Here is a 17,217-nt window from a genome sequence, read left to right on the forward strand (position 1 = left end):
ATCTTGCTTCTAAGGTCGGACAGACTACGGGAGTTAAAATTTACTCCGTTGGAGTTTGAAACACAAGTGTGTAGGTTAATTCATAACCCTTGTCAACGTTTACTCCGTTGGAGTTTTGATGCAATCAATTTTTGCGGCTTAGTATGCTGTGCGATTGATTATAGACGGGCGACAAAAATAAAGTTGTAATAAATAATTTATGATTTTCTGTTAACTTAGCTAACAGCCTACCGGTTGATTGCCTGCAAGCAGTTTTTCTAGCTTGCGATTTTTAAAGAATTTGACGACGTCAAACGCGATCTTGGCAGCCAATAGCGCCAAAAAAACGTGTCTAAAAGCATAAAATTTGCCTAAATATTTATGCTTTTTCATGAGCTTTAGCGCAAGCGTTTTTATCGCCTCTATCGGCTTTTTGATTGCTTCGCCGATCATTTTGTCCTTTATCTCGTGGACGACGAGAGCAGTGATGGTTTTTAGGTATTTTTTAGTTTTGGGGGCGGGTAAATTTTGCGTCTTAGTTTCGTCGTAAACGCCGTCAATCCAAGCTTCAAAATTTTGCCGAGCATTTTTGCTTTTTAGGAGTTTTTCGCCGGCTTTGCTTATCTCGTAAATCCCGCGCGAAGTCTTTAAAATGATCCTTTTTTCTTGCGGCAAGGCTTGAATTTTAGGGCTATTTGCTATGATGCTTAAAAGCGCGTCCGTTTTGCTTTGACTCGCACCCGTTTTGCTCGATAAAAACTCCGCTATCTCCTTACGACTCGCCTTTTTTCTCTCGTTTAAAAACTGCGCCAATAAAAATAATCCTTGATAATCCATCGCGAAAACTCTCATTATTATATTAAAATGAGAATTATACTTAAAATATCTCAAAATAAAATAAAAACCAGTATCATTTTGATTTTGGCGCGTTGAGCGATAAACCAAAATTTGAGCTTTTAGTGATACTTCTGCGCAAAGCAAAAGGCTTGAATTTCAAATTCGGGATTAATCTACATAAAAGCGACGTATTTACGGTAAATTTTACCAAATCGCGCAGAGTTCTAGTGCAGTCGGCGTGCTTTGGTAAATTTACAAAAGATAGCAAAATTTACCGACTAATTATACGTACAAAAAGGGCGAAATTTAGTTGCCCGTCAGTCTAAATTTGAAGCTTGGGCTTTAGCAAATCAAACAAATTTAAGCCCAAAGTAGCCAGAAATTGGTGCCAAATTTAGCTCGCGAGCAAATCCAAATTTGAGATGGCAAAGGATATATAGCTAAATTTTAGCCGCCAAATTTGCTATGAAAGCAATCTCAAATTCGGCGTCAAATTTATTTTGCTGACGAGCTTTTTAAGGCAAATTTAACTAACGAAAAACTCCTGCGCAGGCTCTTTACTCTCAAAAGGCTTCACGCAAATTTCGCGCTCGCCGATCCTAGCTCGCACCGCCGTATCCTTATCCGCTCTGGTGTAGGTAAGTGCCAGACGCACGGCAAACTCGAGGTCGGCTTCGTTAAATTTAGCGTCCACTAAGCTCACCGCGCCCACGATATCGCCGTCAAATTTGATCTGAGTAAATTTTGGATTATTTAGAGCTAGCAGTTTGGCGTTATCGTTTTCGTCGCGGCCAATGACCATTTTGGTGCCGTTTGTTAGGCGCAGATGGCGTCCGAGGCGCAGTAGCTGCATATCCGCGCTCGTCATATCCGGGTCAAATTTGATGAAATCTCTGATTTTATTCGCAAAGCTCTCGATCGTGAGCAAGCACCCTCCGCCGGGCGTCTCGTACTCGCTAAAGCCAAACTCTTTCGCAAGCGCGAGCTGTCTTTTGCGGTCGCGTCCGCTGATGGCGAGCAGTTTGCTACGATCGACCCAGCCTTCGCGCTCGGGCTTTGTGGGCTTCATCAGCTGCGCAGACATCGGGCGCAAGATGAGATCATCCTCGTCGCCCGCGGCGTTTTTGACCCGCAACATCGCGTCGCGTCTCTGACTCATCGGACGCTGGCCGATCACTTCGCCCGTCGCGATAAAATCTGCACCCTCAGAGCGCATCATCGCAAGCGCCGTTTTAAACATATATCCGTGGCAGTCGATGCAGGGGTTAAAGTGCTTGCCGTAGCCGTATTTTGGCGTGAAAAGCACGTCGCGCAGGTATTCATTTCTGATATCGATTATTTTAAGCTCAGCTCCGGCTTCGTTCGCGCGGCGACGTAAAATTTCCGCCTTTTTCTCGTCGCCGCTAAAGCCGATATCTATGTGGATCGCCGTGACGTCGATGCCTTGGTTTGTCAGTAGCTTGATGGCGATCATACTGTCCAGCCCACCGCTAAATAAAACTAACGCTTTCATTTTTTAAGTTCCTTTAAAATTTCATTGATTTTTTTTAGTATCGGTTGCTTTTCTTCTAGCGAGATTTGCGACGCCGAATACTTTTTGTATAAATTTTTGTAAAATCTTGTTTTAAAAAATTTTAGGTTTTGTAAAATTTCCTCCTCGTTTTTAAACGCCTCGTATTTTTCAAATATTATCTCGCGCACGGACGGATCGTTCGCGTCCGCTCCCGCTGCTATCGCCTCGTAGACTGCCCTGTGGCGCGCGAAATAATCGGGCTTTAAATTTTCTAAAATAAATTTTTTTAGACTCTCGTTTTCTATCATCGTTTTTAAAATTTGGATTTCTAGCGGGTCTTTGCGCCCCGAGTTTGCCCGTAAATTTTGCGTTTCGTAACCCTGCGCGTTTTGCTCCGTCCCGCCGTAGCCTTGCCGCATCGGCGAATTTGATCCGCGAGAAAGCCAAAACGACCCCTTGGCTATATTTAAAATTTTAGCCACGAGTGGGACGTAGGAGTTTGCGACGACGGGCTTTAGGCTCGCGGTAAAAGCCTGGATCGCTTCTAGCGCTTTTTGCTTTTGTACGGGGCGCGAGAGGTCAAAGCCGCTGGCTAAATGCCTGATGTAAAATTCTCCGATCTCCGTACCGCTTTCAAAAATTTGCCGCAGATACTCTATCTTGCCGGCTACGACCATATCGGCGGGATCGGCGCCGCCTTCTATGATGACGACGCTACCGTCGATTTCGTTTTGCGCGAGCAGCAGGGCGGACTTCGTCGCGGCGTTTATGCCCGCATCGTCGCCGTCAAAGCATAAAATAACGCTAATCTCGCCGCGTTTTAAAAGCGGCAAATGCTTGGTCGTAAGCGCGGTTCCCAGCACCGCTACGACGTTACCAAAGCCCGCCTTGTGCAGCATGATGACGTCCATGTAGCCTTCGGTGATGATGATCTGATTTTTGGTGAAAATTTCGCGCTTTGCCAGGTGATAGCCGTAAAAAAGCGTTGATTTATCAAAGACCGCGGACTGGGGCGAATTTACGTATTTAGCGGGGTTGCCGCTGATCGTGCGCCCGCCAAAGCCCGCCAGCCGCCCCGCATGCGTGTAGATGGGAAAGGTGATACGGTTTATGAAACTAGCGTAAATGCCGTTTTCGTTTTGCTTTACGATGCCGACTTCTAGGGCTTCTTTGGGTTCTATTTGTTCGTTTTGCAGTAGCCTTATCGTTTGTGCGCTCTCAGGCGCAAAACCCAGCCCAAATTTATCTATCAGCTCGTCTGTGATACCGCGCGAATACAGGTACTCGACGGCCGCGGGAGTTTTATAAAGTAGCGAGCGGTAAAAGGCGTTTGCGTTTTCTAGGATGTGCTTGTTTTCCTTCGCCGGTTCGCCGCCGCGCACGTAGTTTAGCGTGAAATTTTGCAGTCCGGCGATCTTTTCGACGGCTTCTGGGTAGCTTAGCTTTTCGTAGTCCATCACGAATTTGATCGCGTCGCCGCCGGCTTTGCACGAAAAGCAGTGAAATATCCCGCGAGACGGGCTCACGCTCATGCTCGGATTTTTATCGTCGTGAAACGGGCAGACGCACACGAAGTTCGCGCCGCTTTTTTTCAGCGGCAGATAGTGTCCGACGACATCGACGATATCGGTTTGCGCTTTTAGTCTTTCTATTGATTTTGGATCGATCATAAGTGAGATTATACAATCGTTTTGCTATAATCGGCGTTAAATTTGACTTTAGAAAGCGGCATTTTGGATATATTTTTTATCGAATTTAGAGACCCGATTTTCGGTCTCGTGGTGCTAGTCGCCGCGGTGCTCGTGATCGCCGTTTTTAGCTACGCATGGGGCGTTTTTAAGAGCAAGGACGAAAAGGCGGAGATCGCGGGATTTTTGAAAAAATTCGGCAAATCTCAAGGCCTGAGCGACGAAAACAAGCAGCTTTTGATAAACTCGGGCGCAGATACGGCTACGATGTGCTTTTTGGCGGGGACGTTTTCAAAAAGCGGGTATTTTGAAAAGGCTATCAACGTCTATGCCGTGGCTTTGGAGCGGGCTAAAAACCGAGCTGCAAAGGAGCAAATTTTCACCGATCTTGGGCAGACTTATTTTAAGGCGGGCTTTTTGGAGCGCGCAAAAAGCGTCTTTTTAGAGGCGCTAAAAATCTCTCCGCGAAATCAAATCGCGCTAAAATCTCTAACGATAATTTTCGAAAAACTAAAAGACTATGAGGGCGCATTGCAGGCCCTGGATGCTTTGCAGGAGCTTGGCAGCGACGTGAGAGCGCAAACGGCGTATATCAAAGCGCTGCAAATTTTAGCGGATAAAAGCAAGGACGAAGCCGCTAAGATCGGCGAAATTTTAGCGCTAAAGGATGAATTTGCGCTCGTACGGCGTATGGCGATGGAGGGGTTAAATTTAGACGGTTTGGGGTTTAAGGATTTTAGCGATTTCCCGCCGCTAGGGGACGTTTTGGATTTGGTTTATTATCAAAACACGCCCGTAAATTTAGCCGACCCCGAGTATAAGAGCCTGTTTTTCATCAAAGGCATGAGCGACGAGGACGGCGCACCGCTGGGCTTTGAGCTAGAGGTTTTAAAGAAGCTAAGGGCGGCAAACTACGACAAGGCCGCGCTTAGCTTTAACTACGTTTGCAAGAGCTGCAAAAACGCCTTTCCGATGCATTTTTACCGCTGTCCGATGTGTAGCGAACTAGGCAGCGTGCAAATTTTGCCTCACATCACGGAAAAATCCGATGAAAACAGTATGCCTTTTTAGCGACGGCTCGTGTCTGGATAACCCTGGGCCTGGCGGCTGGGCGTACATCCTAGAGTACGGCGAGCACAAAAAAACGGCAAGCGGCGGCGAGGCGCACACGACGAATAATCAAATGGAACTACGAGCGGCGATCGAGGGGCTAAAAGCGCTAAAGCAGCCCTGCCGCGTGAAGCTCTACACCGATAGCTCATACGTCGCAAACGCCGTAAATGCGTGGCTAGAGGGCTGGGTAAAGAAAAGCTTTAAAAACGTAAAAAACGTCCCACTGTGGCAGGAATATATAAGCGCAAGCGAGCCGCACGAGGTCGAGGCGATCTGGGTCAAAGGCCACGCCGGACACCCGCAAAACGAGCTTTGCGACGAGATGGCGCGCGAACAAGCCGTAAAGATCAAAAATAGCTTAAAAGGCGAATAATGCGAAATTTGGAAGAGAAATTAGGATATAAATTTAAAGACGAAAAGCTGCTAAAAACCGCGCTCACGCACAAAAGCGTAAAAGGCGGCGCAAACAACGAGAGGCTCGAGTTTCTGGGCGATGCGGTGATGGATCTGGTGATCGGGGATTATCTTTTTCACAAATTTTCGCGCCTAAGCGAAGGCGATCTAAGCAAACTGCGCGCCGCGCTCGTAAATGAAAAAAGCTTTGCCGAGCTGGCCAAATATCTAAATTTGGGTCAGCTCATCAATATCTCGCCCGCCGAGGAGCACAACGGCGGACGGGCAAAAGCCTCGATCTTATCGGACGCATTTGAGGCACTGATGGGCGCGATCTACCTAGAAAGCGGCTTTGACGCCGTGCGCGCAGCTAGCCTAAAAGCCTTTGAGAGATGCTACCCCGATATAAATTTCGACCGCATGGTAAAAGACTACAAAACCGCGCTGCAAGAGCTCACTCAAGCGCGCTTCGCCGAGATACCAAAATACGTGCTAGTGGGCTCAAAAGGGCCAGATCACAAGAAGGAATTTGAGATCGCGCTTATGCTAAACGAGCGCGAGATCTCGCGAGCCGCAGGCAAGAGCAAAAAAGAAGCCGAGCAAAAAGCAGCCAAAACCGCGCTTGAGATTTTGGGAGAGGGCAAGTGAACACCTTTGGACGCAAACTAACGCTAACGACGTTTGGCGAGAGTCACGGAGTGGCGATCGGCGGCGTGCTAGACGGTTTTCCCGCAGGCGTGCGTATCGATTTAATTTTTATCCAAAGCGAGCTTGACAAACGAAGGCCGGGCGGCTCGAAATTTGCCACGGCCAGGAGCGAAGGCGACCGAGTGGAGATTTTAAGCGGCGTGTTTGAAGGCGTCAGCACGGGCACTCCGATCGGCTTTATCATCCGAAACGAAAATCAAAAATCGGGCGATTATGAAAATTTGCGCGAGCTCTTTCGACCAGGGCACGCAGACTACGCCTACTACCGAAAATACGGCATCCGCGACCACCGAGGCGGCGGACGTAGCTCGGCTAGAGAGACGGCCGTGCGTGTGGCGGGCGGTGCGATAGCTCAAATTTTGCTGGGCGAATTTGGCGTCAGCGTACAAAGCGGCGTGGCTAGCGTGGGCGAAATTTCGTGCGGCGAGCGGTTAGACTTTGATCTCGCGGCGCGCTCGGAGATATTTTCGCTGGGTAACGAAGAGGCGATGAAAGAGGAAATCCTAAAAGCCAAGCAGGAACACGACAGCGTCGGAGCTAGCGTCATCACGGTTATCCGCGGCGCGCCGGCCGGGCTTGGCGAGGGGCTATACTATAAATTTGATGCAGCCATCGCGGCTGCGATGATGGGCATAAACGGCGTCAAAGCCGTAGAGATCGGCGAGGGTGTAAACGCAAGCAAGATGCACGGCAGCGAAAATAACGACTCGATGAGTGCGGCGTATGCGCGCGTAAATTTGACCGACTCGGCTCTAGGCGGCTCGGGTGAGCTATCAAATTTAAACGGCAGCAAATTTGACGAATGCAAAAGCGAGGCGGACGGCGCGGCTTGCTGCGGCTCAAATTCGGACGAAAAATTCGGATTCGCCTCAAATCACGCGGGCGGAACGCTGGGCGGCATGACGAGCGGACAAGAAGTCGTGATAAAGACGCATTTTAAGCCGACTCCGTCGATATTTTTATCTCAGGCGACGCAAAACGTGTGCGGAGAGGATACCCTCTGCGAGCTGCGCGGGCGGCACGATCCGTGTATCGGAGTGCGCGGTAGCGTCGTAGCCACCGCGATGGCAAGGCTAGTAACGGCCGATATGCTGCTTTTAAATTTGAGCGCAAATCTAGCAAATTTAAAGAAAATTTACGGATAACTCCAAGATAACCGCACTCCAAACAAAGTGGAGCAAAACGGACGCTGAGCGCGTAAAATTTGCGATGATTTTTGCGCACAGCAAAGATATTTGGCAAATTTATATTTACGATATAAATGGCAAGAAAAATGGCATAACGGACATCTTTGATGTAAAAAATATCTCGCACGGCGGCTTAGAAAATTTACTCGCAGGCGCCGTAAAATATCTAAAATTTATGCAATAAATCATAGAAAAATAGGGCACAGCGAGGGGCTAGAAGCGCGTAAATTTAGACTTTTTAATCCTAACGCCAAGCGCAAATACGCCCTCAAAAAATCGCGACAATCAGGCTACGAAGCTCGGAAATCCATGCATTGGCACGATATTTACACGGACGAGTCTGTTTATGACGTTTACGAGGAGTTTTGTAGATCTCTAAAACATCTCCTGCGAAATAAGCCAAATTTGTAGTTTTACGCTACGTCGAACGAGAGCTGTCCTAGGGATCAGAAGTATGCGTAAATATCAAATTTACTCTTGTTTTCTTGTAAAATCAAATTTGGCAATTAGGCTGTATCGCATAATTCGGTCACTCATAAGGTCGCCGATAAAACGGCTAAATTTAAAGACATTCCAGTTTTAGTTTTTGACGTTTATGCGTAAAATTCGTATAATTTACCGTCGCGCAAATGTTCAATCTATTTTACGAAAACAAGGCTACGCAAAGTCAAATTTGTTCGTCAAATAGCCCGCGTTCAAAGCTTTTTACGCGAAAGCTGCGCCTTTGCAGCGGCGAGTCGCCCAGTCTTGCTACCGCGTCCAGATGCGCTTTCGTGCCGTATCCTTTGTGTGCGGCGTATCCGTAGCCAGCATGCATGCCGTCCCACGCCGTCATCAGCGCGTCGCGGCTTACTTTGGCTAGGATGCTTGCCGCACTCACCTGCGCGACCTTGCCGTCGGCTCCGACCATGGTTTTTACGCCCGTGCCGTAGTTTACGTTGCCGTCGTAGAGCAGCTCGCAGCCCGCAAAATGCGCCTTAAACAGCCGCAGCGCGCGTCTAAGGCACTCGCTAAGGCCCAGCTCGTCGATCTCTTTGTTTGAAAAATATACGATAAGAAATTCCGAGTTTTTTATTATCTCTTTAAACAGCTCCTCGCGCCGCTTCGCCGTTAGTTTTTTTGAGTCGTTTAGGCCCGTTATCTCGCGCTTTAGTACACATGCAGCTACCGCCAAAGGCCCTGCCAGCGCGCCGCGACCCGCTTCGTCGATACCGCAGATTTGGGCGTCAGATTTGTTTTTCATCGCTACGCTTTCAAATAAATTTTGCAAAATTTAAGCTATCAAATTTTGTCTTGCATGTTTCAAGATTTCCTTTTCTGGCGGAAAATTTGCCTAAAACAGCCCGAAATTTTGCTTTAAATGCTCTTTGATGGGCTCAAGCGGTAGTGAGATCTCGCTATTTTTACCGCCGGCCGTGCCATCATAAAAGGTAATGCCGCTTGGCGAGAGCGTAAAATTTTCGCTCGGCGTTATCTTTTCTTTTGCGAAAATCGCGGTCAAATTTGCGTCGTTTAGATCCTTAAAAACGTCGCTTAAATTTACCTTTTTTAGGTTTTTGAGCCAGACGGTTTTGCAGACTTTTCCGCTTGCGCCTAGTTCGCAGACGCTTCTTATTTTGCCGTTTTGATACTCGAGGTTATTTAGCACATTTGCGGCGCTGTTTGAGGAGTCTTTGAGCCATGCCGACTTAAAATTTTCAAGCTTTGCGGCGAGAGATTTTTTGTTATTTTGAGCAAATTTAGGCGAGTAAAAGTCACTCACTACAGCTTCAAATCGCGCTCCGTCTCGCCCGATCTCTTGCAGCCCAAGCGTGGTAAAATCATAGCTTGCAACCTGTTTTAGCACGGCCTTTCGCGCCTTGCCTCTGATCGCTAGTTTGCCCGTTAGTTCGCCGTTATCCGCTTTCACGCTTAGATTTAGCCACTCGGTGACCGCATTTACGGCAGTTATATCGGCGCCCGATTTTTCGATGCTGCCCTTACTAAAGTCGTATCTAGCGCCCTCGAAAAAGGCGTGACCTTGAAATTTGGGCGGTAAAACGGCGCCCTTGTCGCTAAAATTTTCAAACTCAGCCTCAAGCTCGCTGATGTAGAGCTCAAATTTGCTCCCGTCTGCCTCGCCTGCAAATTTATAAATTTTGCCCTCATTTTCGTGCCTGATCTCGTAGCCTAGCGCCAAAACGCAGGCCAAAAATATCGCCGCAACCGCTCTCATAACCGCTCCTTTTATATGCCTAGCGCCCAGCGCGAAAACGGTGCGACCTCGCATTTTATGCCCTCTACGCTCATCTCGCCCGAGTTTGCCACGCTGATTGCTTGTAGCCTATTTATACCTAAATTTTTTAAATTTGCGTGCAGTTTTTTAAATTTTAAAAAGACCAAATCCGCATCGCTAAACGGCGAGCAAATGATAGCAAGTTTCCTTTTTGGCAGGAAAAAATCAAGCTCTTTTGTATAAAAAATCCGCTCGTTAAATTTGGCTAGCTCGCAAAAAACCGTGTTGTTAAAATTTTTAGCGAAGTCCTTTTTTAGGCTCAGCGCGCTTTTAAACGCAAAGTCGCTAAAATAAAGCCTTTTTGCGGCGTTTGGTTCGTTAAATTTCTCTACTAGGCTAACCGCGCTCATGTTTTCTAGCTCGCTAAGCGCGCCGTAAACGCTATCTTTTGAGATTTTTCGGGCGGATTTTAATGTGCTAAAAATCTCAAAAACGCTCACGTTTTGCGCCTGAGCTTTCGCACACTCTCTTAGCACTGCTATTTGCGTGGCGGATAGCGACGATTTTAGCGCGGTTTGCAGATTTGCTGCGACGTTTTCGGCATCGCAAAAGGCTGATGCCGGACTCCTGCCGTGAAGTAAAAAGTGGCTAAAAAGCGTCTGGGGATCGATCTTTTTTGAAAAAAAAGCGATAAATTCCTCGTAGTCTAAAAAATCCAAATTTAGCTCGCTAAAGCCGCTCAAATTTGCATCTTTAAGCCGCGAAGCGACGATAAAATTTGATAAATTTAGCTCCAAAACCGGCTCAAATTTATCCTGAAATCTCTGCTCGAAATCATCGATCGCTAGAATTTTTATCTGCGGATTTTGGCGTAAAAACTCGGGCAAATTTGACAAAATCTCATCCGCATCTATGCGAAGATCGCCTAAATTTACATACAAAAACTCTTTGCTCTCAAATGCCGACAAAAAGCCAGCGATTAGAGATGTTTTGCCGCTTCCTATACCGCCTTTTATCAGTGTTTTTGGTGCCGTGATTTCAAATTTTCTATTTATAAATTTGATATTTTTTGGCGGGGTTTGGTAGAGCGCGTTTAGAGTTTGCATTTTTAGCCTTTAAAATTTGGAAAATTATAGCGAAGTTTCCTTGTAAAGAGGAAGCTAATTAAAATTTGACGCCAAAAAACAAGGGTAAATTTAACGATTTTAAAAAAAAAAAAAGGGGGGGGGGTAGAATGCGTTAAATTTTTATTTGAAAGGTGGATATTATGAAAAAAATTACGGTTTTTGGTCTGATGTTAATAAGCGCTTTGGCGATAGACAATCCGATGGCAGATATACTAAAGGACTATGAAAACAAGTGTAATGCCGGAGACGAGATGGCGTGCGGCGTGGCGGGCGGAGTTTATGATTTTGCCTTTGAGGCGTACGGGGTAAAGCAAGACTACGGCAAGGCGATGAAATTTTATAAAAAGGGCTGCGATAATGGAAACTACAGGTCGTGCAATAATCTAGGGTTTATGTACGAAAATGAAAAAGGCGTAAAACTAGACTATAAAAAGACATTTGAGTTATATACTAAGTCTTGCGACATCGGAAACGACGCGCTCGGTTGTAGAAATCTCGGATTTTTGTATATCAATAAGCATGTTTCAGGCATAAATGAGAAGCAAGCGTTTTTGGAAGGAATTGGGCGTATTAAAAAAGCTGCGACATCACGCCGGATTTTACTGCTTGCAGCTTTTTGGGCGATGTATACTTAAGAATAAATGAAAAAAACGACGCAATGAAATATTATCAAAGAGGATGTACTGCTGGGGCTACCGATAATGTTGTTCAATCTTTTGAAGAAGGCGTTAGACTTTGGCAACGAACCTGCGGAATGTACGAACTTTTAAAACAAGGCTCAAGGTGATTTTAAAATTTGGACATGACTTTAAACTGTCCAAATTTATCCCAAATCAAATTTAAATATATCGCTTCAAATTTTTAGCCAAATTTACAAAAACTTCCTTATAAAAAGGAAATAATTTTATTAAATTTCATCAAATTTGCTCAAAATATTGACATTAAAAAGCCATTTGGATAAAATCCGAGTCTCTTACACAAGTAAGAAGTGTCGTATGTTTGCGACAAGTTCTATTCAAAGGAAAGAAAATGGAAAGAATCAGGCTTAAGCTTAAAGCTTATGACCATAGAGTTCTCGACCGCACAGTTGCAGCAATAGTAGAAGCTGTCAAACGAACGGGCGCCGACGTCAGAGGTCCGGTGCCGATGCCTACGAAGATCAAACGCTACACGGTCTTAAAATCACCACACATCAACAAAGACTCACGCGAGCAGTTTGAAATGAGAATTCACGCTAGAATGCTAGATATCGTAGCGGCTACGCCCGATACCGTCGACTCGCTAACAAAGCTTGACTTAGCCCCTGAGGTTAACGTCGAAGTCCGCGCGATGGGCAAATAAAGGCGAGGTGAAAGATGGAATATATCGTAGAAAAAATAGGCATGAGCAGAACGGTAAACAACCCAAGCATCCCCGTTACGCTTCTAAAGGTCGTAAACGCTAAAGTTTGCGAAGTGAGCGAATGCGGCAGCGCGATAGTAGCTTATGCTAAAGGTAAAGCAAAAAATAAAGCCATAGAGGGTCAGCAAAAAAAATATAGCCTAACAGCGGAATTTAATAAATTCGCAACTCTACAAGTCGCCAATAAAGAGGCGGGCGATCTTGATTTTAGTCCGCTTAGCTCGGCTAAAATTTTAAAAGTTAGCTTCAGCTCAAAAGGTAAAGGCTATCAAGGCGTCGTGAAAAGACACGGCTTTGGCGGCGGTCCGAAAAGCCACGGTTCTCGCTTCCACAAAAGACACGGCTCTATCGGTAACCGCGAGTGGCCGGGACGCGTTCAGCCTGGTATGAAGATGGCCGGACACACCGGAAACGAAAAAGTTACCGTTAAAAACGAGATCGTAAGCTTTGACGCCGAAAACGGAATTTTGGTTTTAAAAGGCAGCGTCGCTGGCTATAACGGCGCAATGGGCAGAATAAGGATAGTAAAATGAGTAAAGTTTGCGTATTAAACGAAAAATTTGAAAAAGCTAGCGAGCTTGATCTACCGGCTAATTACGCTGAGATCAACCCGCACAACCTATATCTTTACGTTAAGTCTTATTTGTCCGGTATGCGTTCAAATTCGGCTCACACCAAAACCAGAGCTTTCGTAAGCGGCGGCGGTAAAAAACCGTGGAGACAAAAAGGTCGCGGCGGCGCTAGAGCGGGCTCAACCAGAACTAACGTCTGGGTAGGCGGCGCGGTAGCATTTGGTCCGAGCAACGAGCGAAACTACTTCCAAAAGGTCAATAAAAAGCAAAAAAGATTGGCGCTTGAGTTCGCGCTAAACGAAAAAGCTAACGCGGGTAAAATTTTCGCGGTAGATAGCATAGAGATCGCAAGCGGTAAGACTAAAGACGCGGCTAAAATTATCAGCGCGTTAAATTTGAGAGACGCATTGGTCGTAAAAGATCTGCTTGACGACAACACGCTATTAGCGTTTAGAAATCTATCAAACTGCTATCTAATCGATGCGAGCGAGATAAACGCTTACTTAGTGGCGACTTACGGTGCCGTCGTTATCGAGAAGGCCGCACTTGAAACTATAATAAAAGAGGGCTGAAATGGCAGATATAACTGATATCAAAACGATTTTATATACGGAAAAAACTCTCGGTCTTCAAGAGCAAGGCGTGGTCGTTATACAAACTTCGCCTAAGATGACTAAAAATAGGCTGAAAGAAATTTTGAAAGAATATTTTGGGGTAACGCCGCTTCGCGTAAATTCGCTTAGAATCGACGGAAAAGTTAAGCGTTTCAAAGGAAGAGAAGGACAACGCAACGAGATAAAGAAATTTTACGTTCAGTTGCCTGAAGGCTCAAGCCTAGAAAACACGGAGGCGTAAGATGGCGATAAAAACCTATAAACCTTATACACCTAGCCGCAGATTTATGACGGGCCTATCAAGCGAAGATATCACTGCTAAACCTAGCGTGAGAAGCCTGCTTGTAAAGATCCCTGTAAGCGGCGGTAGAAATAGCAACGGAAGAATAACTTCTAGACATAAAGAAGGCGGAGCGAAGAAACTTTATAGAATCATCGACTTTAAACGCCGCAAATTTGGTATCGAAGGCAAAGTCGAAGCTATCGAGTACGATCCGAACAGAAACTGCCGCATCGCGCTTATCGCTTATAAAGACGGCGAAAAACGCTACATCATCAGACCAAACGGACTAAACGTTGGCGACGTCGTAGCAGCAGCCGAGGCAGGTCTAGACATAAAACCTGGCAACGCGATGAAACTAAGAAACATCCCGGTTGGTACTATTGTACACAACGTGGAACTAAAACCTGGCAAGGGCGCTCAGATGGCTCGTTCAGCCGGCGGTTACGCTCAGCTAATGGGTAAAGAGGAAAAATATGTAATGCTTCGCCTACCAAGCGGCGAGATGAGACAAGTGCTTGCAGAGTGCATGGCTAGTATCGGCGTAGTAGGTAATGAAGACTGGGCGAACGTAACTATCGGTAAAGCCGGACGTAATCGCCATAGAGGTATCCGTCCTCAAACTCGCGGTTCTGCGATGAACCCGGTAGATCACCCGCACGGCGGTGGTGAGGGCAAGAAAAACTCTGGCCGTCATCCTGTTACTCCATGGGGTAAACCGACCAAAGGTGCTAAGACTCGCCGCAAAAAGGCTAGCGATAAGCTTATAATTTCAAGAAGGAAAGGTAAATAGAGATGGCAAGATCACTCAAAAAAGGACCTTTTGTCGATGAGCATGTAATGAAAAAAGTCGTTGCCGCTAAAAAAGCTAACGACAACAAGCCGATAAAAACATGGTCTAGACGCAGCACGATAGTGCCTGAAATGATAGGCCTAACGTTTAACGTTCATAACGGCAAGAGTTTCATTCCAGTATACGTTACGGAAAACCACATCGGATATAAACTAGGCGAATTTGCTCCTACGCGCACATTTAAGGGTCACAAAGGCTCAGTGCAAAAGAAAATCGGTAAGTAAGGGGATAAGATGAGCAAATCAATTATTAAATTCGTAAGACTATCTCCGACTAAAGCCAGACTAATCGCAAGAGAAGTACAAGGCATGAACGCCGAATTTGCACTAGCTAGCCTTAGCTTTATGCCAAACCGCGGCGCCAAATTTATCGCTACGGCTATCAGCTCGGCGGTAGCTAACGGCGGATTCGAGCCTGAAGAGGTTATCGTGACAAGCTGCCGCGTAGACGCAGGACCAGTATTAAAAAGATTTAGACCGCGAGCGAGAGGAAGCGCAAGCAGAATCCGCAAACCGACTTCTCATATCTTAGTAGAAGTATCTAAACCTGAAAAGAAGGAAGCGTAATATGGGTCAGAAAGTAAATCCGATAGGTCTAAGACTAGGAATAAACCGCAACTGGGAGTCAAGATGGTTTCCTGCTAAAGGAACTTTGGCTGAAAATATCGGCGAAGATTACAAAATTCGCGCTTTCTTGAAAAAGAAACTTTACTACGCGGGCGTTTCTCAAATTTTGATCGAGAGAACAGCTAAGAAAATCCGCGTAACCGTCGTAGCAGCTCGCCCTGGTATTATCATCGGCAAAAAGGGCTCTGACGTAGAGAAGCTTAAAGAGGATATCCAAAAGCTGATCAACAAAGAAGTAAACGTAAATATCAAAGAAGAAAGAAAAGCTCAAGCTTCGGCTCAACTAGCTGCGGAAAACGTAGCTATGCAGCTTGAAAAACGCGTTGCATTTAGACGTGCGATGAAAAAAGTTATCCAAGGTGCTCAAAAATCAGGCGCTAAGGGTATCAAAATTTCAGTTGCTGGACGTCTTGGCGGTGCAGAAATCGCTAGAACAGAGTGGTACTTAGAGGGTCGCGTTCCGCTTCATACTCTAAGAGCTAAGATCGATTACGGCGTTGCTGAAGCACATACGACTTATGGAAACATAGGTATAAAAGTGTGGATATTTAAAGGCGAGGTTCTTCAAAAAGGCGTTCAACCTGAAAAGAACGAAGAAGAAAAAGCCGATAAAAAACCGCGCAGAGCAAGAAGAGGTAAATAATCATGTTGATGCCAAAACGAACTAAATTTCGCAAACAGATGAAAGGCAGAAACCGCGGTAAAGCTACTCGCGGCGCTGATCTTGCCATGGGCGAGATCGGAATCAAAGCCGTAGAAGCAGGCCGCGTAAATTCGCGCCAGATCGAAGCGGCTCGTGTGGCTCTAACTCGCCACGTAAAACGCCAGGCTAAAACTTGGATCAGAGTTTTCCCAGATAAGCCGCTAACCAAAAAACCTCTACAAACTCGTATGGGTAAAGGTAAAGCCGGAGTCGAAGAGTGGGTTATGAATATAAAACCAGGTCGTATAATAGTCGAAATGGCGGGCGTAGATGAGGAATTAGCGCGTGAAGCTCTAACTCTAGCTATCCACAAACTTCCGTTTAAGACTAAAATCGTAACGCGAGAGAGTGAAAATGAAATATACTGATATTAAAGACAAAAGCGTTGCAGAACTTAACGCGTTATTGAAAGAGAAAAAGGTGCTTTTATTTACTTTAAGACAAAAGCTAAAAACTATGCAGCTAAGCAACCCTAACGAGATTAGCGCCGTCCGCAAGGAAATAGCGCAAATCAACACTGCAATTAGCGCTTCAAAGTAAGGGGTGAGAAATGGCATTAAAAAGAGAAATTCAAGGTGTCGTTTTACAAAAGGCCGGCGATAAGACGGCTACGATTTTGGTTGAGAGACGCGTTATGCACCCAAGATACCACAAATTCGTAAAACGCTTTAAAAAATATATGATTCACGACGAAAAGAACGAAACTAAAGCGGGCGATACGGTCGTAGCTATCGAATGCAGACCGCTAAGCGCGAGAAAATCTTTCCGCTTAAAGACTATTTTAGCGACGGGGGTTGAGTAATGATACAATCTTTTACGAGGCTTACGGTCGCCGATAATAGCGGCGCGAAAGAGCTAATGTGTATTAAAGTTTTGGGCGGCAGCAAGAGAAGATACGCGACGCTTGGCGACGTTATCATCTGCTCGGTCAAAAAGGCGCTTCCAAACGGTAAGATAAAAAAAGGTCAAGTGGTAAAAGCGGTCGTCGTTAGAACTAAAAAAGAGGTTCAAAGAGACAACGGCTCGCTAATCCGCTTCGACGAAAACGCAGCCGTCATCCTAGATAACAAACGCGAGCCTATCGGTACTCGTATCTTTGGACCGGTCGGCCGTGAGGTTAGATATGCTAACTTTATGAAAATCGTTTCGCTTGCTCCGGAGGTGTTATAATGGCTAACGTTAAATTTAAAGTAAAAAAAGGCGATACCGTTAAGATCATCGCAGGCGACGACAAAGGTAAAACAGGTAAAATTTTATCCGTCCTAGCCAAAAAAGGACAAGTCATCGTCGAGGGCTGCAAGGTAGCTAAAAAAGCTATAAAACCTAGCGAAAAGACCCCAAACGGCGGCTTTATCAATAAAGAGATGCCTATTGATATCTCAAATGTTGCAAAAGTTGAGGGCTGAAA

Annotated in this window: 25 protein-coding genes and 1 CRISPR repeat array (1 of these 26 only partly in view); of the genes, 19 read left to right on the forward strand and 6 right to left on the reverse strand. The window is 45.9% G+C overall.

All coding sequences use genetic code 11. The features are described from left to right. Positions 1 to 62: direct repeats of the CRISPR family, unit length 30 nt; unit sequence GTTAAAATTTACTCCGTTGGAGTTTGAAAC (it extends 4,705 nt beyond the left edge of the window). A 157-nt stretch (positions 63 to 219) separates the two neighbouring features. From EE116_RS02320 to dnaG, 3 genes are all read right to left on the reverse strand, one after another. Beyond that, the gene (locus EE116_RS02320) at positions 220 to 792 is read right to left on the reverse strand and encodes a restriction endonuclease (protein ID WP_241091615.1); all 573 of its coding nucleotides are present in this window, start codon (positions 790 to 792) and stop codon (positions 220 to 222) included. A gap of 550 nt (positions 793 to 1,342) precedes the next feature. After that, positions 1,343 to 2,329: an argininosuccinate synthase domain-containing protein gene (locus EE116_RS02330; RefSeq protein ID WP_122873076.1), complete on the reverse strand. Its 987-nt coding sequence runs from the start codon at positions 2,327 to 2,329 to the stop codon at positions 1,343 to 1,345. Next, a complete protein-coding gene (dnaG, locus tag EE116_RS02335; protein ID WP_122873077.1) occupies positions 2,326 to 3,999 on the reverse strand; it encodes a DNA primase in 1,674 nt (557 codons plus the stop codon). The genes EE116_RS02330 and dnaG overlap by 4 nt, the downstream gene beginning before the upstream one ends. 63 nt (positions 4,000 to 4,062) lie before the next feature. Between dnaG and EE116_RS02340 the strand changes: the two genes are divergently transcribed. The 5 genes from EE116_RS02340 (at position 4,063) to EE116_RS12395 (ending at position 7,602) form a co-directional block, all read left to right on the forward strand. Further along, entirely contained in the window at positions 4,063 to 5,088 is a 1,026-nt protein-coding gene (locus EE116_RS02340) for a hypothetical protein (RefSeq protein WP_241091616.1), read from the forward strand. Beyond that, a complete protein-coding gene (gene rnhA / locus EE116_RS02345; protein WP_122873079.1) occupies positions 5,066 to 5,503 on the forward strand; it encodes a ribonuclease HI in 438 nt (145 codons plus the stop codon). The genes EE116_RS02340 and rnhA overlap by 23 nt, the downstream gene beginning before the upstream one ends. Then, entirely contained in the window at positions 5,503 to 6,171 is a 669-nt protein-coding gene (gene rnc / locus EE116_RS02350) for a ribonuclease III (RefSeq protein ID WP_009494817.1), read from the forward strand. Before rnhA ends, rnc begins: the two co-directional genes overlap by 1 nt. Next, a complete protein-coding gene (aroC, locus tag EE116_RS02355; protein WP_122873080.1) occupies positions 6,168 to 7,376 on the forward strand; it encodes a chorismate synthase in 1,209 nt (402 codons plus the stop codon). Before rnc ends, aroC begins: the two co-directional genes overlap by 4 nt. Before the next feature lie 64 nt (positions 7,377 to 7,440). Beyond that, positions 7,441 to 7,602 carry a hypothetical protein gene (locus EE116_RS12395; RefSeq protein WP_163028016.1) on the forward strand — a complete coding sequence of 54 codons (162 nt, stop codon included), beginning with the start codon at positions 7,441 to 7,443 and terminating at the stop codon, positions 7,600 to 7,602. Between the two features lie 483 nt (positions 7,603 to 8,085). Here EE116_RS12395 and EE116_RS02360 read toward each other — a convergent pair whose 3' ends face one another. The 3 genes from EE116_RS02360 to EE116_RS02370 all read right to left on the reverse strand — a co-directional run bounded on the left by EE116_RS02360 (position 8,086) and on the right by EE116_RS02370 (position 10,739). Continuing rightward, on the reverse strand, positions 8,086 to 8,661 hold the full coding sequence (locus tag EE116_RS02360; RefSeq protein ID WP_122873081.1) for a ribonuclease HII: 576 nt from the start codon (positions 8,659 to 8,661) through the stop codon (positions 8,086 to 8,088). A 90-nt stretch (positions 8,662 to 8,751) separates the two neighbouring features. Further along, positions 8,752 to 9,633, reverse strand: a complete 882-nt coding sequence (locus EE116_RS02365; protein ID WP_122873082.1) for an S-adenosylmethionine tRNA ribosyltransferase — start codon at positions 9,631 to 9,633, stop codon at positions 8,752 to 8,754. A gap of 11 nt (positions 9,634 to 9,644) precedes the next feature. Further along, positions 9,645 to 10,739: a P-loop NTPase family protein gene (locus EE116_RS02370; RefSeq protein WP_122873083.1), complete on the reverse strand. Its 1,095-nt coding sequence runs from the start codon at positions 10,737 to 10,739 to the stop codon at positions 9,645 to 9,647. 161 nt (positions 10,740 to 10,900) lie between these two features. On the opposite strand from EE116_RS02370, the gene EE116_RS02375 reads away from it, so the two are divergent. The 14 genes from EE116_RS02375 to rplX all read left to right on the forward strand — a co-directional run bounded on the left by EE116_RS02375 (position 10,901) and on the right by rplX (position 17,215). Continuing rightward, positions 10,901 to 11,395, forward strand: a complete 495-nt coding sequence (locus tag EE116_RS02375) for a tetratricopeptide repeat protein (protein ID WP_206159230.1) — start codon at positions 10,901 to 10,903, stop codon at positions 11,393 to 11,395. Positions 11,396 to 11,789: 394 nt separating this feature from the next. Beyond that, the gene (gene rpsJ, locus EE116_RS02380; RefSeq protein ID WP_002947121.1) at positions 11,790 to 12,101 is read left to right on the forward strand and encodes a 30S ribosomal protein S10; all 312 of its coding nucleotides are present in this window, start codon (positions 11,790 to 11,792) and stop codon (positions 12,099 to 12,101) included. A gap of 14 nt (positions 12,102 to 12,115) precedes the next feature. Beyond that, on the forward strand, positions 12,116 to 12,694 hold the full coding sequence (rplC, locus tag EE116_RS02385) for a 50S ribosomal protein L3 (RefSeq protein WP_002943472.1): 579 nt from the start codon (positions 12,116 to 12,118) through the stop codon (positions 12,692 to 12,694). Continuing rightward, positions 12,691 to 13,305 carry a 50S ribosomal protein L4 gene (gene rplD / locus EE116_RS02390; RefSeq protein WP_122867136.1) on the forward strand — a complete coding sequence of 205 codons (615 nt, stop codon included), beginning with the start codon at positions 12,691 to 12,693 and terminating at the stop codon, positions 13,303 to 13,305. The genes rplC and rplD overlap by 4 nt, the downstream gene beginning before the upstream one ends. Before the next feature lies 1 nt (position 13,306). Continuing rightward, positions 13,307 to 13,588 (forward strand): 50S ribosomal protein L23, encoded by a 282-nt coding sequence (locus EE116_RS02395; RefSeq protein ID WP_002953664.1) that lies wholly within the window; start codon positions 13,307 to 13,309, stop codon positions 13,586 to 13,588. A 1-nt stretch (position 13,589) separates the two neighbouring features. Next, entirely contained in the window at positions 13,590 to 14,420 is an 831-nt protein-coding gene (gene rplB / locus EE116_RS02400; protein WP_122873084.1) for a 50S ribosomal protein L2, read from the forward strand. Between the two features lie 2 nt (positions 14,421 to 14,422). Further along, complete coding sequence (gene rpsS, locus EE116_RS02405) at positions 14,423 to 14,704, forward strand: 30S ribosomal protein S19 (protein ID WP_002947116.1); 282 nt, start codon at positions 14,423 to 14,425, stop codon at positions 14,702 to 14,704. A 9-nt stretch (positions 14,705 to 14,713) separates the two neighbouring features. Beyond that, entirely contained in the window at positions 14,714 to 15,046 is a 333-nt protein-coding gene (gene rplV, locus EE116_RS02410) for a 50S ribosomal protein L22 (RefSeq protein ID WP_002947114.1), read from the forward strand. Between the two features lies 1 nt (position 15,047). Beyond that, on the forward strand, positions 15,048 to 15,749 hold the full coding sequence (gene rpsC / locus EE116_RS02415) for a 30S ribosomal protein S3 (RefSeq protein WP_009494829.1): 702 nt from the start codon (positions 15,048 to 15,050) through the stop codon (positions 15,747 to 15,749). Positions 15,750 to 15,751: 2 nt separating this feature from the next. After that, positions 15,752 to 16,177: a 50S ribosomal protein L16 gene (gene rplP, locus EE116_RS02420; protein ID WP_002947109.1), complete on the forward strand. Its 426-nt coding sequence runs from the start codon at positions 15,752 to 15,754 to the stop codon at positions 16,175 to 16,177. Then, on the forward strand, positions 16,164 to 16,349 hold the full coding sequence (gene rpmC, locus EE116_RS02425) for a 50S ribosomal protein L29 (RefSeq protein WP_002953667.1): 186 nt from the start codon (positions 16,164 to 16,166) through the stop codon (positions 16,347 to 16,349). The genes rplP and rpmC overlap by 14 nt, the downstream gene beginning before the upstream one ends. A 10-nt stretch (positions 16,350 to 16,359) precedes the next feature. Beyond that, positions 16,360 to 16,611 (forward strand): 30S ribosomal protein S17, encoded by a 252-nt coding sequence (rpsQ, locus tag EE116_RS02430; RefSeq protein ID WP_009494830.1) that lies wholly within the window; start codon positions 16,360 to 16,362, stop codon positions 16,609 to 16,611. Next, the gene (gene rplN / locus EE116_RS02435) at positions 16,611 to 16,979 is read left to right on the forward strand and encodes a 50S ribosomal protein L14 (protein WP_002947105.1); all 369 of its coding nucleotides are present in this window, start codon (positions 16,611 to 16,613) and stop codon (positions 16,977 to 16,979) included. The genes rpsQ and rplN overlap by 1 nt, the downstream gene beginning before the upstream one ends. Then, positions 16,979 to 17,215 (forward strand): 50S ribosomal protein L24, encoded by a 237-nt coding sequence (rplX, locus tag EE116_RS02440; RefSeq protein WP_002943173.1) that lies wholly within the window; start codon positions 16,979 to 16,981, stop codon positions 17,213 to 17,215. The genes rplN and rplX overlap by 1 nt, the downstream gene beginning before the upstream one ends. The last annotated feature ends 2 nt before the right edge of the window (positions 17,216 to 17,217 follow it).

The organism is Campylobacter showae (assembly GCF_900573985.1).
Lineage (GTDB): Bacteria > Campylobacterota > Campylobacteria > Campylobacterales > Campylobacteraceae > Campylobacter_A > Campylobacter_A showae_E.

Coding starts and splice junctions, on each gene's coding strand:
- EE116_RS02330 (WP_122873076.1), bottom strand. CDS start 2,329: ATGAAAGCGTTAGTTTTATTTAGCGGTGGGCTGGACAGTATGATCGCC.
- dnaG (WP_122873077.1), bottom strand. CDS start 3,999: ATGATCGATCCAAAATCAATAGAAAGACTAAAAGCGCAAACCGATATC.
- rnhA (WP_122873079.1), top strand. CDS start 5,066: ATGAAAACAGTATGCCTTTTTAGCGACGGCTCGTGTCTGGATAACCCT.
- rnc (WP_009494817.1), top strand. CDS start 5,503: ATGCGAAATTTGGAAGAGAAATTAGGATATAAATTTAAAGACGAAAAG.
- EE116_RS12395 (WP_163028016.1), top strand. CDS start 7,441: ATGATTTTTGCGCACAGCAAAGATATTTGGCAAATTTATATTTACGAT.
- EE116_RS02360 (WP_122873081.1), bottom strand. CDS start 8,661: ATGAAAAACAAATCTGACGCCCAAATCTGCGGTATCGACGAAGCGGGT.
- EE116_RS02365 (WP_122873082.1), bottom strand. CDS start 9,633: ATGAGAGCGGTTGCGGCGATATTTTTGGCCTGCGTTTTGGCGCTAGGC.
- EE116_RS02370 (WP_122873083.1), bottom strand. CDS start 10,739: ATGCAAACTCTAAACGCGCTCTACCAAACCCCGCCAAAAAATATCAAA.
- EE116_RS02375 (WP_206159230.1), top strand. CDS start 10,901: ATGAAAAAAATTACGGTTTTTGGTCTGATGTTAATAAGCGCTTTGGCG.
- rpsJ (WP_002947121.1), top strand. CDS start 11,790: ATGGAAAGAATCAGGCTTAAGCTTAAAGCTTATGACCATAGAGTTCTC.
- rplC (WP_002943472.1), top strand. CDS start 12,116: ATGGAATATATCGTAGAAAAAATAGGCATGAGCAGAACGGTAAACAAC.
- rplD (WP_122867136.1), top strand. CDS start 12,691: ATGAGTAAAGTTTGCGTATTAAACGAAAAATTTGAAAAAGCTAGCGAG.
- EE116_RS02395 (WP_002953664.1), top strand. CDS start 13,307: ATGGCAGATATAACTGATATCAAAACGATTTTATATACGGAAAAAACT.
- rplB (WP_122873084.1), top strand. CDS start 13,590: ATGGCGATAAAAACCTATAAACCTTATACACCTAGCCGCAGATTTATG.
- rpsS (WP_002947116.1), top strand. CDS start 14,423: ATGGCAAGATCACTCAAAAAAGGACCTTTTGTCGATGAGCATGTAATG.
- rplV (WP_002947114.1), top strand. CDS start 14,714: ATGAGCAAATCAATTATTAAATTCGTAAGACTATCTCCGACTAAAGCC.
- rpsC (WP_009494829.1), top strand. CDS start 15,048: ATGGGTCAGAAAGTAAATCCGATAGGTCTAAGACTAGGAATAAACCGC.
- rplP (WP_002947109.1), top strand. CDS start 15,752: ATGTTGATGCCAAAACGAACTAAATTTCGCAAACAGATGAAAGGCAGA.
- rpmC (WP_002953667.1), top strand. CDS start 16,164: ATGAAATATACTGATATTAAAGACAAAAGCGTTGCAGAACTTAACGCG.
- rpsQ (WP_009494830.1), top strand. CDS start 16,360: ATGGCATTAAAAAGAGAAATTCAAGGTGTCGTTTTACAAAAGGCCGGC.
- rplN (WP_002947105.1), top strand. CDS start 16,611: ATGATACAATCTTTTACGAGGCTTACGGTCGCCGATAATAGCGGCGCG.
- rplX (WP_002943173.1), top strand. CDS start 16,979: ATGGCTAACGTTAAATTTAAAGTAAAAAAAGGCGATACCGTTAAGATC.